The sequence below is a fragment of the Dyadobacter sp. CY343 genome, assembly GCF_021390335.1.
Lineage (GTDB): Bacteria > Bacteroidota > Bacteroidia > Cytophagales > Spirosomataceae > Dyadobacter.
The window spans coordinates 510,270-525,928 of the sequence record NZ_JAJUXK010000003.1 but is presented as its reverse complement, the minus strand read 5'-3'; the positions used below and the strand labels follow the sequence as shown (position 1 = coordinate 525,928).

The 15,659-nt window shown below is 46.0% G+C and carries 13 protein-coding genes; 7 read left to right on the top strand and 6 right to left on the bottom strand.

The genetic code is table 11. The annotated features are described in order from the left end of the window. Positions 1–13: 13 nt before the first annotated feature. The gene (locus LZG94_RS10480) at positions 14–2,281 is read left to right on the top strand and encodes an aconitate hydratase (RefSeq protein WP_233791843.1); all 2,268 of its coding nucleotides are present in this window, start codon (positions 14–16) and stop codon (positions 2,279–2,281) included. A gap of 82 nt (positions 2,282–2,363) precedes the next feature. On the opposite strand, the gene lspA is transcribed toward LZG94_RS10480, so the two are convergent. Next, positions 2,364–2,876 (bottom strand): signal peptidase II, encoded by a 513-nt coding sequence (gene lspA / locus LZG94_RS10475; protein ID WP_233791842.1) that lies wholly within the window; start codon positions 2,874–2,876, stop codon positions 2,364–2,366. Further along, positions 2,876–3,562: a DUF1080 domain-containing protein gene (locus LZG94_RS10470; protein WP_233791841.1), complete on the bottom strand. Its 687-nt coding sequence runs from the start codon at positions 3,560–3,562 to the stop codon at positions 2,876–2,878. Before LZG94_RS10470 ends, lspA begins: the two co-directional genes overlap by 1 nt. A gap of 76 nt (positions 3,563–3,638) precedes the next feature. Between LZG94_RS10470 and LZG94_RS10465 the strand changes: the two genes are divergently transcribed. Then, positions 3,639–5,459 carry a M61 family metallopeptidase gene (locus tag LZG94_RS10465; protein ID WP_233791840.1) on the top strand — a complete coding sequence of 607 codons (1,821 nt, stop codon included), beginning with the start codon at positions 3,639–3,641 and terminating at the stop codon, positions 5,457–5,459. A gap of 2 nt (positions 5,460–5,461) precedes the next feature. Here the strand turns inward: LZG94_RS10465 and LZG94_RS10460 are convergent, their stop codons facing one another. Further along, on the bottom strand, positions 5,462–6,232 hold the full coding sequence (locus tag LZG94_RS10460; protein ID WP_233791839.1) for a TIGR03915 family putative DNA repair protein: 771 nt from the start codon (positions 6,230–6,232) through the stop codon (positions 5,462–5,464). Beyond that, positions 6,232–7,488: a putative DNA modification/repair radical SAM protein gene (locus LZG94_RS10455; protein ID WP_233791838.1), complete on the bottom strand. Its 1,257-nt coding sequence runs from the start codon at positions 7,486–7,488 to the stop codon at positions 6,232–6,234. The genes LZG94_RS10460 and LZG94_RS10455 overlap by 1 nt, the downstream gene beginning before the upstream one ends. 136 nt (positions 7,489–7,624) lie before the next feature. On the opposite strand from LZG94_RS10455, the gene LZG94_RS10450 reads away from it, so the two are divergent. Continuing rightward, the gene (locus tag LZG94_RS10450) at positions 7,625–8,371 is read left to right on the top strand and encodes a thioredoxin family protein (RefSeq protein ID WP_233791837.1); all 747 of its coding nucleotides are present in this window, start codon (positions 7,625–7,627) and stop codon (positions 8,369–8,371) included. Here LZG94_RS10450 and LZG94_RS10445 read toward each other — a convergent pair whose 3' ends face one another. Continuing rightward, positions 8,372–9,172, bottom strand: a complete 801-nt coding sequence (locus tag LZG94_RS10445; protein WP_233791836.1) for a GNAT family N-acetyltransferase — start codon at positions 9,170–9,172, stop codon at positions 8,372–8,374. It lies immediately after the preceding gene. A gap of 161 nt (positions 9,173–9,333) precedes the next feature. Between LZG94_RS10445 and LZG94_RS10440 the strand changes: the two genes are divergently transcribed. The 3 genes from LZG94_RS10440 (at position 9,334) to LZG94_RS10430 (ending at position 11,118) form a co-directional block, all read left to right on the top strand. Then, positions 9,334–10,173 carry a sulfurtransferase gene (locus LZG94_RS10440; protein WP_233791835.1) on the top strand — a complete coding sequence of 280 codons (840 nt, stop codon included), beginning with the start codon at positions 9,334–9,336 and terminating at the stop codon, positions 10,171–10,173. 92 nt (positions 10,174–10,265) lie between these two features. After that, positions 10,266–10,787 (top strand): YceI family protein, encoded by a 522-nt coding sequence (locus tag LZG94_RS10435; protein ID WP_233791834.1) that lies wholly within the window; start codon positions 10,266–10,268, stop codon positions 10,785–10,787. 55 nt (positions 10,788–10,842) lie between these two features. Next, on the top strand, positions 10,843–11,118 hold the full coding sequence (locus tag LZG94_RS10430) for a hypothetical protein (protein ID WP_233791833.1): 276 nt from the start codon (positions 10,843–10,845) through the stop codon (positions 11,116–11,118). On the opposite strand, the gene LZG94_RS10425 is transcribed toward LZG94_RS10430, so the two are convergent. Further along, positions 11,115–11,381 carry a hypothetical protein gene (locus LZG94_RS10425; RefSeq protein WP_233791832.1) on the bottom strand — a complete coding sequence of 89 codons (267 nt, stop codon included), beginning with the start codon at positions 11,379–11,381 and terminating at the stop codon, positions 11,115–11,117. The two genes, LZG94_RS10430 and LZG94_RS10425, sit on opposite strands and share 4 nt — an antisense overlap. Positions 11,382–11,579: 198 nt before the next feature. Here LZG94_RS10425 and LZG94_RS10420 point away from each other — a divergent pair, with 198 nt between their 5' ends. Beyond that, positions 11,580–15,614 carry an FG-GAP-like repeat-containing protein gene (locus tag LZG94_RS10420; RefSeq protein WP_233791831.1) on the top strand — a complete coding sequence of 1,345 codons (4,035 nt, stop codon included), beginning with the start codon at positions 11,580–11,582 and terminating at the stop codon, positions 15,612–15,614. The last annotated feature ends 45 nt before the right edge of the window (positions 15,615–15,659 follow it).

The window sequence follows — 15,659 nt, the reverse complement described above, 5'->3', positions numbered from 1 at the left end:
TAATCAAAGAGATATGGCATTTGACTTAGATATGATAAAGGGCGTTTACGCCCGCATGGAAGAGAGGGTAGAAGCTGCCCGCAAGGTAGAAGGGCGCCCTTTGACCCTGGCTGAGAAGATTTTATATTCTCATTTGTGGGAAGGCTCACCTTCGCAACGTTACGAAAGGGGTAAATCATATGTAGATTTTGCTCCCGACCGCGTGGCCATGCAGGACGCAACTGCCCAAATGGCATTGTTGCAATTTATGCAGGCGGGGAGACCACAGGTTGCGGTTCCTTCCACGGTGCACTGCGATCACCTGATCCAGGCGGAAGTAGGCGCAACACAGGATTTGAAAAATGCAGTTGATAAGAATAAAGAGGTTTACGATTTTCTTTCATCTGTTTCCAATAAATATGGTCTGGGATTTTGGCGCGCCGGTGCGGGTATTATCCACCAGGTCGTGCTTGAAAATTATGCATTTCCAGGCGGAATGATGATCGGTACCGATTCACACACGCCAAATGCGGGTGGTTTGGGTATGATCGCGATCGGTGTCGGTGGTGCTGATGCCAGTGATGTAATGTCGGGACTTGCGTGGGAATTGAAAATGCCACGTTTGATCGGTGTGAAGCTGACTGGTAAGCTGAGCGGCTGGACTGCTGCAAAAGATGTTATCCTCTGGGTAGCGGGCCAGTTGACAGTAAAAGGCGGAACAGGTTACATCGTTGAGTATTTTGGAGAAGGTGCTGAAAGCATCTCCGCAACCGGAAAAGCGACGATCTGTAATATGGGTGCGGAAGTAGGAGCTACTACTTCCATTTTCGCATATGATCATAGAAGTGCTGCCTACCTGAGAGCGACGGAAAGAGCAGATGTTGCCGATGCTGCTGACGCGGTAAAACACTTATTGCGCTCAGATGACGAGGTTTATGCTGATCCTGCAAAATATTATGACCAGCTGGTAGAACTTGACCTTTCGTTATTAGAACCACATATTAACGGACCATTTACGCCGGATCTGGCGTGGCCACTTTCAAAGTTCGCTACTGCGGTACGAGAAAATGGCTGGCCGGAAGTACTTTCGGTTGGTTTGATCGGATCTTGTACCAACTCTTCTTATGAAGACGTAAGCCGTGCGGCTTCTCTGGCGCAGCAGGCTGTTGATAAAAAATTGAAAGTGAGTTCGGAATATACGATTACACCTGGTTCTGAACTGGTTAGATATACCGTTGACCGTGACGGTTACCTGGATACTTTTGCACAGATTGGCGGGGTAGTACTGGCGAATGCTTGCGGACCTTGTATTGGTCAGTGGGCGCGTCACGGAGCTGAGAAAGGGGAGAAAAACTCTATTATCACTTCCTTCAACCGTAACTTTTCAAAACGTGCCGACGGTAACCCCAACACGCACTCGTTTGTAGCTTCGCCCGAGATTGTAACTGCGTTGGCAATCGCCGGTCGCCTTACTTTTGACCCTCGGACCGATAAATTGGTGAATATAGATGGTGACGAAGTAATGCTCGACGAACCTAGCGGCATTGAACTGCCGATACACGGTTTTGCTGTTGAAGATGCAGGTTACCAGGCTCCGGCGGAAGACCCGAGTCAGGTTCAGGTGCTTGTCAGCCCAACTTCTGATCGCCTTCAATTGCTCGAACCATTTGCACCCTGGGAAGGAACAGACCTGATAGGTTTGAAATTACTTATTAAGGCAAAAGGCAAGTGTACAACGGATCATATTTCAATGGCCGGCCCCTGGTTGAAATACCGTGGTCACCTTGACAATATTTCCAATAATATGCTGATTGGCGCGGTTAACTATTACAATGAGAAAACCAACACTGTCAAAAATCAGCTGAACAATCAATATAGCGAAGTGCCTGCCGTTCAACGCGATTACAAAGCGCACGGCATCGGAACGATCGTGGTAGGGGATGAAAATTACGGAGAAGGATCATCCCGCGAGCACGCTGCTATGGAGCCGCGGTTCCTGGGTGTACGCGCGATTTTGACGAAATCCTTTGCCCGTATCCACGAAACCAACCTGAAAAAGCAGGGTATGCTGGCGTTGACTTTCGCTAATACTGCCGATTATGATAAAATCCAGGAAGATGATACAATTGATATCGTTGGGCTTCAAACTTTCGCAGAAGGACAGCCCCTGATAATCGTTTTGCATCACAACGACGGTGTAACCGAAGAATTCCCGGTTAACCACACTTATAATGAGCAGCAGATTGAGTGGTTCAAAGCCGGTTCGGCACTGAATATCATCCGCCGTTCGGTAGGAGCTTAGAGAGCCGTTAGCAATTAGCCGTTAGCCGTTAGCTGGAAATTTTTCCCTAACAGCTAACGGCTAATTGCTAAAAGCTAAAAAGCTATCTCAACAACCTCCCTATCTGCCTCTGATACGATTGATACAGAAAAATGAACATACCCGTCATGATCGAGACGTCGGCCATATTAAAGATACCGGTTTGGAAGAAACCGAAATTGATATGCATAAAATCGGTCACTGAACCGTGCACGAGCCGGTCGTAAATGTTACCTATCCCGCCGCCAATAGCGAAACTCAATGCAAGTGAGCTGAGGAGTGTAAGATTTCTCTTGACCAGAATATAAAACACCCCGAAAATGAGTGCGATGAGCGGAATTACGGATAGTATTAATATTTTTAAAGTGTCCGGCAAATTGCTGCCAATACTAAGAAATGCGCCTGTATTTTCTACATAAATGATTGTGAAGTAATCCTTTACAACGCTTATCGATTCGTAAAATCCAACATGTTTTCGCACAATCTGTTTAGATATCTGGTCGCAGCCGATATTCGCGACCAGAATGGACAATACCACTGCATTTCTGAAAACCCTGCTGGATTTTAGTTTAGACATTACTTTGACAACGTTTTAATAGGAGTAACCATCACTTCCTTGAATTCCACTTCAGAGCCTTCCGACTGCAAGGCGATCTGTCCTTTCTGCGCCGTAGCGTTGTAGCCGTAATTGACTAGTACCCCATTCAGCCAGACTTTGATCGAATTTTTAACACATTCAATATGCATTGAATTCCATTCGCCCAGCGGTTTTTCAGTCGCGTCCGTCAGGTTCGGAATGCGGCGCAGCTTATCTCCGTTAACTCCCCATTTTTCCTTTGGGCCGCGTCTTTTTTCCATATCAGGTACTGTAATATCCTCCTGAATACACCAGAAGTCGCCCGCATTTTGGTGCATCATCTGGACTTCGATCGATTTCGGGAACATATCGTACAAGTCGCGCGGAGTAGAAACGAATACCAGCGCGCCGCAGTTACCCGGCTTACCAGCAAAACGATACTGAAAGGTTAAACGAAAGTTTTCATATTGATCGTCTGTGATTAAATGGCCACCCGGCGTCCCCAGACTGGTCAACATTCCGTTCCGGATAATAAAAGGCGACTTTACGTTTGGATCTTTGTCCATCTCCGGCACGTCCACATGCCAGCCTTTCAGGTCTTTCCCGTTCAACAATGCTTTCGACTGACTGAAAGAAGCTTGCGCAAAAAGCAATACCGAAACGATCGGTAGTAATAATTTTTTCATGGGGTCAAGGTATAAATTGGATTTCGACGGAAAAATTAGGTAATATGGTTCAATATCCGCTATTTCTCTCATTTTCATGACTAAAAAAATACTATCCCTCATCGCTTTGCAGGCGATCGCGTTCCATGCACTCGCGCAAAAGATCAGCTATGATGTTTCCTTCCCGAATCTGGTTCACCACGAAGCAAATATCAAGGTAAATGTCTCGGATGTACCTCAAAAAGAACTGACTTTCCGAATGAGCCGGTCGTCCCCGGGGCGTTACGCGACGCATGAATATGGGAAGAACGTTTACGAAGTCTTCGCTTCTGATAAATCCGGAAAAAAGCTTGATATTCAGCGCATTGAGGGTGATATGTACAAGGTTTCAGGTATAAATGGTTTCGTAAAAGTCGAATATACACTGTACGCCAATCACGCTGACGGCACCTACGCGGGCATCGATCCGTCGAGCATCCAGCTTAATATGCCCGCAACTTTTATGTGGGTGAAAGAATTGCAGAATGCACCCATGGAAGTGAAATTTGACTTACCAAAAGACTCGAAATGGACAATTGCCACGCAGCTTCTTAAAGGCAAAGAAGCGAATACCTTCACTGCGCCGGGACTGCAGTACTTCATGGATTCTCCCACTAAAATAGGTAAGCTCATCTGGAAGGAATGGACTTTGGAGAATGTCGATGGAAAACAATCGAAGTTCAAACTAGCGCTCGAAGCGAATGCAAGTGATTCACTAGCAAGTAGTTTTGCCGACAAAGTGAAAAAGGTCACGCAGGAAGCAAAGATGATTTTCGGTGAATATCCTGTGTTTGATTCTCCTGAATATACCTTTCTCGCAAGTATCAATCCCTACGTCAAAGGTGACGGAATGGAACACCGGAATAGCACGATGATCAGTATTCCCGTCGCATTTAATGGTTCGGATAATTTGCTTGGTGTATTTTCACACGAATTTTTCCATACCTGGAATGTGGAACGGATCCGGCCGAAATCGCTCGAACCTTTCAATTTTGAAAAAAGCAATATGAGCTTCGAGCTTTGGTTTGTAGAAGGTTTTACACAATATTACGGCGATCTGATCCTGGAAAGAGCAGGGTTCGATGCGCTGGCTGATTACTGTCAGACACTCACATTTTTGATTAATACCAAAGAAAACACACCAGGCGCAAAACGCGTTTCCCCAGTCCAGGCAAGCAATATGGCTGTTTTTGTGGATGCAGGCGTGGCAGTTGATAAAACCAACTATCCCAATTTCTACACATCCTATTATCCCTACGGAGCTTCAATCGCCCTCGCGCTCGATCTGGAACTCAGATCCAAAGGTTTAAATCTGGATGATTTTATGAAAATGGTTTGGCTGAAACACGGAAAGCCGGAGATTCCATATTCGGTTTCTGATTTGCAAACGGTACTTGCGGGTTATTCTAAGGATGCGAATTTCGCAACCAGCTTTTTTACTAAGTATGTAAACGGACACGAATCTTTCGATTACAAGCCACTTTTGGCAAAAGCCGGACTTACTTTAAAAAGGCAATCGGAAGGTCAGGCCTGGATTGGCGATGTAAGGTTTAAAGAAGGTACTGAACTGACGATTTTAAATAACACATTGATCGGCTCTCCTTTATATGCGGCGGGCCTTGATGTCGATGATCAAATCTTAAAAGTTGAGGGAAAGGCTATTGGCTCTCAGAATGAACTGAACACAGTTTTGAAATCACATAAACCCGGCGACAAAATAACTATTGAATACAAACACCGTGAAGAAACTAAACTGGCAACGCTCGCATTGATTGAAAACCCTAGACTGCTCGTCGTTCCGAGTGAAACTTTGGGACAAACACTTACTCCTGAAATGCAGAAATTCCGCGCAGCCTGGCTGGAAAGCAAGATTAAATAGTTTCAGCCCTGCTTCTCCGATAAATACTTCCAATATCGTTTCGGCACGTGGCGAATATGCAGCTTCATATTCTTCCGTGCTGGAATATTGACATTTTTGAAATAGTCTTTCCAAAGAATCGTATACAGCTCCTCTTTTTCATCCAGTAGTTTTGCAGGCAATGCATTCAGGCTGGGCGACATTTCCTCTGTAAAGTCAAACACAATTTCCTCCACTTTTTCCAGATCATAAAACAGCCCGTATTTTCTTTTCAGATCATAAATAATCCATTTCTGATCGGCATACCTGTTTTTGAAATGCTTGATCAACAGCGGCAACACATTGAAGTCCGGTTCAATATGCGCGTAAAATATATCATCCGCCGTTTTCTGGAACCGTATAAATGCTTCCATTCTATGCTTTTCGCGATGAACTTTCTGGCCTAGCTGAGAAATCGCGAGCACATCTGGATTCCCGAAATTCGTCTCCGCTCCTTGCTCGTGATCAATAATATATCTTGCGAAATCCAGCAAATGCTGAAAAGCTTGCGGCTGCTCGGAGAGGAAGGCTTTATAAATATTGAGCATCCAGCCCGGATCCAGCTTTTTCTGCAACCCGGACCAGACCCGTTTCGCCTTGTCGTCCTCACTTACCACCGTGAAATGCTGCTGAAATACATCCGGATGAAAGTGTGCAGTGCTCACAACTTTCACCTTTCCGCTCTTCTTCTGGTAACAATAGAATACGGCCGTAAGTAAACCTTCCAGCGTCCCATCGAATACAAAGGTTTCCATCAGAAAAGGGAAAGCTGGTTGTGCGGGTTCTTTTGGTATTTGCTATGGCTCTCGGCCAAAATAATACCCTTAATATGTCCTGCTTCATATTCTTTCAACTGCATCGGACTATCTCCGTACCGAATAAAATGGCGCGCCTTATTAAAGGAAATTCCAATTTTTTTCAAATGATCTTTATATAACCTGCCGAATTTCCGCGCCTGCACGATCTTCAATGCAGAAGTCACACCAATTCCAGGCACCCGCAGGATCATCCGATAATCGGCTGTATTCACATCGACTGGAAATTGCTCCAAATGCCGCAACGCCCAGCTTAATTTCGGGTCTACATCTACGTCCAGATTAGGATGAGCATCGTTTAATATTTCCTGCACATTGAATCCATAAAAACGCATAAGCCAGTCGGCCTGATAAAGCCGGTTTTCGCGGATTAATGGTGGCTGTGAGCCGATTACGGGCAGGCGACTATCATTGCTGATCGGGATATAGCCCGAATAATAGACCCGTTTCAGCGAGAAATTCTTATAAAATGCATTGGCGGTGTGCATAATTTCCTTATCTGTATCCGGTGTCGCGCCGATCACGATTTGCGTGCTCTGACCAGCAGGTACAAACTTGGGAACATGTTTGATCAGCGCTTTTTCGTCAGAAAACTGGGTAATACTTTTTTGAATATACCCAAGCGGCTTTTTTACTTCTTCGTGCGATTTTTCAGGCGCCAGAATTTTTAGTCCCGCCTCGGTCGGCATTTCCAGATTGATGCTCATCCGGTCGGCGTACATGCCAGCCTCTTTCAATAATTCTTCACTCGCGCCGGGGATCGTTTTTAAGTGAATATATCCATTAAAGCGCTCTTCGGTACGCAACTTTTTCACGATTCGGACCAGCCTTTCCATCGTATAATCTGCATTCTTAAAAATGCCTGAACTCAGAAAAAGTCCCTCAATATAGTTGCGTCGATAAAAATTGATCGTCAGTTCGACCACTTCTTCGACAGTGAACGCGGCTCGCTTAATATCGTTGCTGCGTCTCGAAACGCAAAACGCACAATCGAAAATGCAGTGATTGGTCAGGAGCACTTTCAGAAGCGAAACGCAGCGCCCGTCCTCGGTATAAGTGTGGCAAATCCCGGTTCCTTCGGCATCCCCCAAGCCTTTATTTTCATTTTTCCTGTTACTTCCGCTCGACGAACACGAAACATCATATTTCGCCGCGTCTGCCAATATTCCCAATTTCTCACGGATCCTCTCGTACATAAAATCTCCAATAAATTATTTTTGCCTGAAATATTGTGGCGGGTTCGGCAGTTATAGAAGTATAAATTTCGGTAATGATCCTGACAATATCAAACTTTTGATATTTTTAAAATCAGAAAAATTTCATTTTATTTGCATGTGCAGTAAGCAAGTCAGTTTCCATCTTCTTCTTTTTCTAATATTAAGCAGTGCGATTTGTTCGGCGCAGGAGGAGCCGAAGGTTACTCGTTATAATGGTAAGGTGAGCCAGCAATTCGTGATGAACCGGGAGTCGGTTATTATTGATCGCGCGACAGGTAAAAAGCTGAGTTATGCCGAGTATGATGAGAAATTGAAGCGGAATCCGGGACTGTACAAAACGTTGCCGGTATTCGATAAATATGGAAAAGCGTCTTCTTTTGAAGTGATTAAAAGAAATCAGGTTGACGTACAGGCAGACGGTTCTGTGATGAATAATCCGGATCTTATGCCGGAAGTAGGGGAGCCGCTTTCTTCATTTGTAATGGAAGGTTTGGACGGAAAAGAATACAATTCGGACAAACTGCGCGGCAAGTATATCCTGCTAGGTTTTTGGGTTAAATATGAAAAACCGCTTTATACGCTGGCCAGTACCAAGGTCATTTCTAATTTTATCGAAGAGAATAAAAAGAGAGGCGTCGAGATCGTTTCGCTCGGGACCACCTTAAATACCCGGGAAGAATGCATAGAAGCGATTCCAAAGCGCAATTGCGGGTTTATCCCGGTTCCTGAATCCTACGGTTTTAATCATAGGTACAAGATCAGCGAAACGCCGTTTTTTATATTGGTTGACAAAAAGGGTATTGTAAAAGCGATGGCACCGCACACCGAATTTTCCAGGATCAGCGAGTTGGTATTGAGATAGTTAACCCAGCGACCCGCTAACCCGGTTGAATATTTTTTCCGGCATCCATTCTTTTTTCAAGCCCAGGAACATTCTTCTTGAAAAGCGGTATTCGACGAAATTATTTTGAATTAAAAACTGGATTGCCAGCGCGTTTTCCTGCGGTAATATCGCTTTATCTTGAGTCTGAAATCTCAATTTCATCAGCTCAATACCCGCCTCATCATCTATTGCGATAACCGGCGCGTCGCCCCAATCGGGAATATAGTAGCCAAGTACAACATTATCGGTAACATATAGCATCGAAGAATGCAGGAAATCGTCGAGGATACCCGCCCTGTTTTCTCCACTGATCTCGCTGTCAATCTTGTAAATCTGTGTTCGGAATTGCGCTTCGAAAGGTACGATTTGCGGTGAGATAACGTGGGGCGGTAAGGCTTCTTCGCGGGTAAAATGCGAATAACAGTTTTCTATCTCAAATCCCAATTTTTTATAAACCGGGTAGCCAAACTCAGTGGCATCGAGGTAGATAGAAGGAAACCTCCGACGGTCAACCTGACTAATCAGTTCCTCGGTGATGATTTTTCCCAAACCCTTATTCCGGTGCGCAGGGTGTACAACAATGCAGGCGAGCCACACCGAATTAGTGTGGTACATATTCGTTCCAATCGCCATTAATTGCCCATTTTCAGAAATCTTAATGGGAGAGCAAAGGTCTGATTTGATAAAATACCGGAACCTGGGAATCAGATCGCCCCAGTCGGGAGGTTGTAATGCCGGCAGCTGGACAAGATCAGCTTCCTGAAAAGTGCTTATAGTCATTTGTATTAATAGAAATAATTGCCGGAAATAATTGCCGATTTCCTCAGCGCGTCCCCGAATCCAAACATAATGATAAAAAGTATTCGTTTGGATACCGCTCGCGAATTCTCACTTTTCCCGAAAAGTCACTTTCTTTACTAAATCTAAAACCAGACTTCTATATGAATATCATTTTAGCCGAAGATCTTAAAACGTTGCTTTCCCAGGGCGAATTGGTGCTGATTGACGCGAGAGGCGGGCCGGATGCATTTCAGCGATATCAGGCTGGCCATCTTGAAAATGCGCTTTTTCTGGATCTGGAAACGCAACTGTCTGACAAAACGGATAATGCGGCAAATGGTGGAAGACATCCTCTGCCCGAGCCTCAGGATTTCGGGCAGCTTTTGGGCAGCGCAGGCATTTCGCCAGAAAGCACGGTTGTGGTTTATGATGATAAAAACGGAGCAAATGCGGCCTCCCGGTTTTGGTGGATGCTCAAAGCGATCGGACACGAAAAAGTGTACGTGGTAAGCGGCGGACTTGACGCTATTATAAAGGCTGGCATTTCGATTACATCGGAGATTCCTGCAAAACCACAGTTAAAGCAGTATCCCGCAAATGGCTGGCACTGGCCGCTGGCCGACATTTCCCATGTTTCAGAAATTTCCACAGATCCGGAATTAATGGTGATCGATGTGCGGGAGCATTACCGCTATGCAGGTGAAAGTGAGCCAATTGACTTAGTAGCTGGTCACATTCCCGGTGCGGTCAATATACCTTATACTTCTAATTTGAACGAAAACGGTGAGTTTTTGTCGAAAGAAGAACTTACCTCCAAATACCAGGCTGCATTAGCCGGCCGCACGCCTGAACAGGTGGTGGTGCATTGCGGATCGGGCGTAACTGCCTGTCACACATTGCTTGCGCTCAACGAAGCAGGTTTCGAGGGGGCCGCACTTTACGTAGGATCGTGGAGCGAATGGTCACGAAATGATAAACCGATTGCGATTGGAAACAATTAAGTCCGCTTACTAACTTGTCCTCGACCGGCGGATAAAATTCTGATATTTTTAACCAACAATTAATCATAAACACTTCCTCAAATGAAGCTGATATGAAGAAATGGGTTATTGTATCGTTAGCATTGTTGCTCGCTTCCTTCACACTTGTACTGTTAAATTCCTGGAAAATTGCGCCGGGCTTTACTATCAAATTCGAAGGTAAATATGCACAGGGGACTTTTGGGAAAATGAATGGCACAATCGAATTTGACCCTAAGGAACCTGAAAAAGCGGTTTTCGATGTTGCTGTGGAGGTTGCATCGATCGAGACTGGGAATGATCTCAAAAACAAGCACGCACGGAGCGAAAAATGGTTTGCTGCGGAGAAATTTCCGCTTATCAGATTTAAATCTTCGACAGTTATGAGAGCGGATAGCGGGTATTTAGTAACCGGCGATCTGGAAGTGCGCGGAATTAAAAAGGAGGTTTCTATCCCATTCATTTTCAACGAAAAAGGTGCAGCTTTTCACGGCCATTTCAAAGTGAACCGAGGTGATTTCGGGATCGGAAAAGTGACCGGAAAAGCTTCCGATTCTACCGCTGTGGAAATTTATGTCCCGGTCTTTCAGCAGTAAGCCGGTTGTGGTACGATATTTTGTCACTGGCTTTAACCCAATTTTAATATTAGCTATGAAAAATATCGAGTGCCACTATAAAGACGGATCATTGGTCTTTTGCACCACAAACTCTTACACATACGCCACAGCACACAAGATATTGGATGTCTTTAATTTCATGGGACTGGTTTCAAGGATCAGGCTCAAGTCAGGCCAGTCATTTAATGTAATCGGGCGCCTGCCGGTCAATTACGACCCGTTTATTCCCGATCAGGGGAATTGGAATGAAGTGGTATCTCAGTTGGTTGAAACCAAGCAGGCCCTGGAAAAGGAAGTCTGTTCTATTTAGTTCTTGCCGAGATCTTCCAGTTGTTTCAAGAGATCTTCTAACTCGTTTTCCGCCGACTTCAATGCCTTTAAATCGGCGGTATCTACTACATTCTCAGTAGAATCGTCAAAATTCTTTGCCTCTTCCGCCACGTCAGGAGTTTCCCGGTTGTCTGGTGATAATTCCTGTTCGGCCTCCAAATTATTTCTGTCAAATTCTATTTGCTGACGCTTAGACAGTATTTGCTCTCTAAGTTCTTTCTCCTTCTGATTGTCTGCTGCCATCTTATTGAAATTAGATTTCCTTAATTTCCCAAAAAACCAGGCCAGTGCATTTTGTTGTGACGCTGGATAACTGAGCCCCGCAGTTTGCACATTTCGCTGCCTTTAAATAACCCATTCGTCCTTGTTTGACGGTAATAAATAAGATTTGTCTGAAAGAATAGTGACAAACCTCTTTATAATCACATAACCGTCCGGCCGATGAAACACGCCTACTACCTCAGTTTTGTATTGATCCTAACCCTGACTTTTGCAGGTTTAGGGTATGTTTTTAAAGATGGCGAAAGCCAGCCAGCCGCTACTGTCGTTCGGGGCAATGCCCGGGCCACTTCCGTGGATAAGCCAGTACTTCCCGATATTGAAAAAAGCATCGGCCAGCGTGAATACCATATTACCTTTGACACGCAAAACCGCCGGTACCAAAGCCCCAACCGGCAGCATAACCTGCGTGCATTCTACGAGCCCGGCGTATTGACAGTCCGCAACCGCAAGGATTCAGCGGGGCATATCTTCGAATTCAAGCTGGTCAACCAGGGGGTTTATGCCGATAAAAAACGGATCGACCTGATTGATTTAAAAAGCATTGTCGAGAACAAAGACAACACCGCTGAAATCAGGCACAGTACATTCACTGAACAATACATCAATAGTTCCGAAGGTATCCGCCAGAACTTTATTGTTGAAAAAGCCCCGGTCGGGACAGAGGAATTGTCTGTCAAGCTTCAACTGAAAGGTTTAAAAGCGAGGGATATTGGTACCAATACACTTGCATTCTATAATGAAAAAGAAACAGCTACTGAACTAATATATAGCGACTTGAAATGCTGGGATGCTGCCGGCGCGCCACTCGAAGCAAGTCTGGAATTGAATGAAGGTAATATCCAGATCAGCGTCGATGTCCGCGGCGCAGCTTACCCTGTCACGATCGATCCTATTATTTCAAACGGAAATCCGGGCAATGCGATCAAGGTACCGGAAGCGGACCAGAACCAGGCCTGGATGGGAGGGGTAGTGTCCAGCGCGGGTGATGTGAATGGGGACGGTTACAGCGATGTGCTCGTGGGGGCGTCGAAATTTGATAACGGGCAAATTGACGAGGGTGCAGTATTTGTCTATTATGGTAGCGCAACCGGCATCACTATGGCTGGCGGGGTGATGCTCGAATCAGACCAAAAAGAAGCCCGGTTTGGCTGCTTTGCATCTTCGGCGGGGGATATCAACAAGGATGGTTTCAGCGATATCATCGTCGGGGCGCACATGTACGACAAAGGCCAGACCAATGAGGGTGCTGCATTTGTCTATTACGGATCTGCGCAGGGGATCAACAAAGTTGCTTCGCTGGTACTGGAAAGCAATCAGGCTGAGGCCAATATGGGGAATACAGTCGGTTTGGCCGGCGATGTGAACGGGGACGGTTACAGTGATGTGCTGGTTTGTGCGCGCGCTTACGACAAAGGGCAGACCAACGAAGGGGTTGTGTTCCTCTACCACGGTTCGGCAGCTGGGTTAAATACGAATAACCCAGTGATCATCGAAGCCAACCAGGCCGAGGCGATGATGGGTTTTTGTGCCTCAGGCGCCGGCGATGTGAACGGGGATGGTTACAGTGATATCCTGGTCGGGGCCCGGCTTTACGACAAAGGCCAGACGGACGAAGGTGCAGTCTTCGTTTATCACGGCTCGGCGCTGGGCATCAACCCTGCCAATGCAGCTACTGTCCTGGAAAGCAACCAGGCCAATGCATACCTGGGCCATACGGCAGCAACTGCCGGGGATGTAAACGGCGACGGTTACAGCGATATCATCATCGGTGCCAACATGTACGACAAAGGTCAAACCAACGAAGGGGCCGCCTTTATGCACTACGGTTCAGCGCAGGGAATCAACATGGTAGCTGCGGCGACACTGGAATCCAACCAGGCGGAAGCGCAGTTCGGCTACTCGGTAGCAAGTGCCGGCGATGTGAATGGCGATGGGTACGCGGATGTGATCGTCGGGGCGATGTATTATGATAACGGGCAGAGCAACGAAGGGGCGGCATTTGTGTATCAAGGGTCACAGATCGGCATTTCAGCAACTCCGGTTTCGACACTGGAAAGTAATCAGGCCGGGGCGCAATTTGGCAGCAATGTAGCCAGTGCAGGTGATGTGAACGGGGATGGATACAGTGATGTGATCGTGGGGGCGGTTACTTACGATAATGGGAATGCTGATGAGGGTGGCGCGTTTGTTTGGCTGGGAGAGGCTAAGGGAATTGATATGGTGACTTCTTCTAAGCTTGAAACAAGTCAAGCCGGTTCTTCCATGGGTAATTCAGTTGCAAATGCTGGTGATGTAAATGGCGACGGCTTTGAAGATATCCTGGTCGGAGCTCCATTCTATGATAACGGTCAAGTTGATGAGGGCGTAGTATTTTTGTACCATGGATCGCCAGATGGAGTTTTAGATAATCAGATAGTTGTCAGCTATGGCAATCAAAGTAATGCATTTTTTGGTCATTCTGTTTCAACCGCCGGAGACATAAATGGCGATGGTTATGATGACATAGTCATCGGAGCACCAGGTTTCACGGAGGGTCAGAACCTCGAGGGGGGAGTTTTTGTTTATTTCGGTTCACAAACCGGGATTGATGAGAATTCGGTTTTCATAATCGAAAGCGACCAGGTTCTCGCTAGACTTGGAAAATCCGTGTCCGCGGCAGGAGATGTCAATGGTGACGGCTTTGCAGATATAGTCTTAGGCGCCTATTTATACGATAATGGTCAGGACGATGAAGGAGTAGCGTTTGTCCACTATGGTTCGAAAAATGGCATTGATATTTCACAAGCCACTATGTTAGAAAGTAATCAAAGCAATTCGCAATTTGGCGTTTCTGTTGCAGGCGCAGGCGATATTAATGGAGATGGCTTTGGTGATGTTATGGTCGGTGCCTATTTATATGATAACGGCCAAGTAAATGAAGGCGCTGCATTTATATTCCATGGTTCTTCGACAGGTATGGTTAGTATGCCAGCAAAGATTCTTGAGGTAAACCAGCAGAACGCGAAGATGGGAATATCAGTTTCGTCTGCTGGTGATGTTAACGGGGATGGGTTCTTTGATGTGATCGTAGGAGTGCCGCACTATGCAAATGGTCAGCTAGACGAGGGACTTGCAACGGTATTTTACGGATCGACCTCAGGAAAATTCGAAGATCCACCTTTAAAATTGGAATTGAACTACGCCGCTGCGAGACTTGGTTGGAGTGTGTCAACTGCTGGTGATATCAACGGAGATGGTTACGGAGATGTATTGGTAGGTGCACCTTATTATTCCAAAAATCAAGTCACTAAAGGCAGTGCATTTGTATTTCACGGCTCTCCAACTGGACTAAAGGCGATTCCAGTTGAGTCGCTTGAAGTTCTTGAACAAGGTGCGCAAATGGGTTACTCAGTTTCCAAAGGTGGAGATGTAAATGGCGATGGGTACAGCGACGTTATAATTGGCGCTCCCTTCTTTGAAGGCGGATCTGTTTTCATATGTTACGGCAATACCGGCGCAAACCTCAAAAACAACCTCCGCCTCTATAACACCAACCTTACCACCCCCATCAACCAAACCCAATTCGCGCAAAATAACTTCGGAGCGGGCTTGTATTCCAAATCCTTTCTAGGCGGAAATAAGGGCAAGTTGGTTTGGGAGACGAAGGCGGCTGGGCAAGGGTTTTCGAAGGGGGCGAATAATGTGATTACTAATAGTACGCAATCCTCGGGGTCGCAAAATCTTTATGCAAGTTTGGGCTTGATAGGTGTGGAATTGAAGAACGTAATTCCTAAACAAGGACCGGCGACGAAAGTGCGCGTTAGGGTGAAATATGATCCTGCATTGGCGCTGACTGGACAGACGTATGGTCCGTGGCGTTACCTGCCTTCTTACTTAACTGGCAATGGTACTGCGCCTGTGCCTGACGAGGGAATGCAGGAAACAATTTCAAGAAAAGCATTGTCGGCCGAAGGAGCTGGGGCGAAGGTTAACATTTATCCTAATCCAGTGTCAGATAAATTGTTTATTGGTGACCTCGATAGAAGTAAAGTGGTGAACGTTCAAATTGTTTCGAACTTAGGACGCTCGCTGTACAAGTCAAATAATGCGGAAAGTGAAATTGACGTGAGCGGATTCAGTCCTGGGGTTTACGTGCTGATCCTAAAATATACCGACGGCTCGCAGAGTACGCACCGGATTGCGGTGAAAAGATAAGGCGGTTTGAAGAATGAAGAAATGCTGCATTCAACACGAAATGCA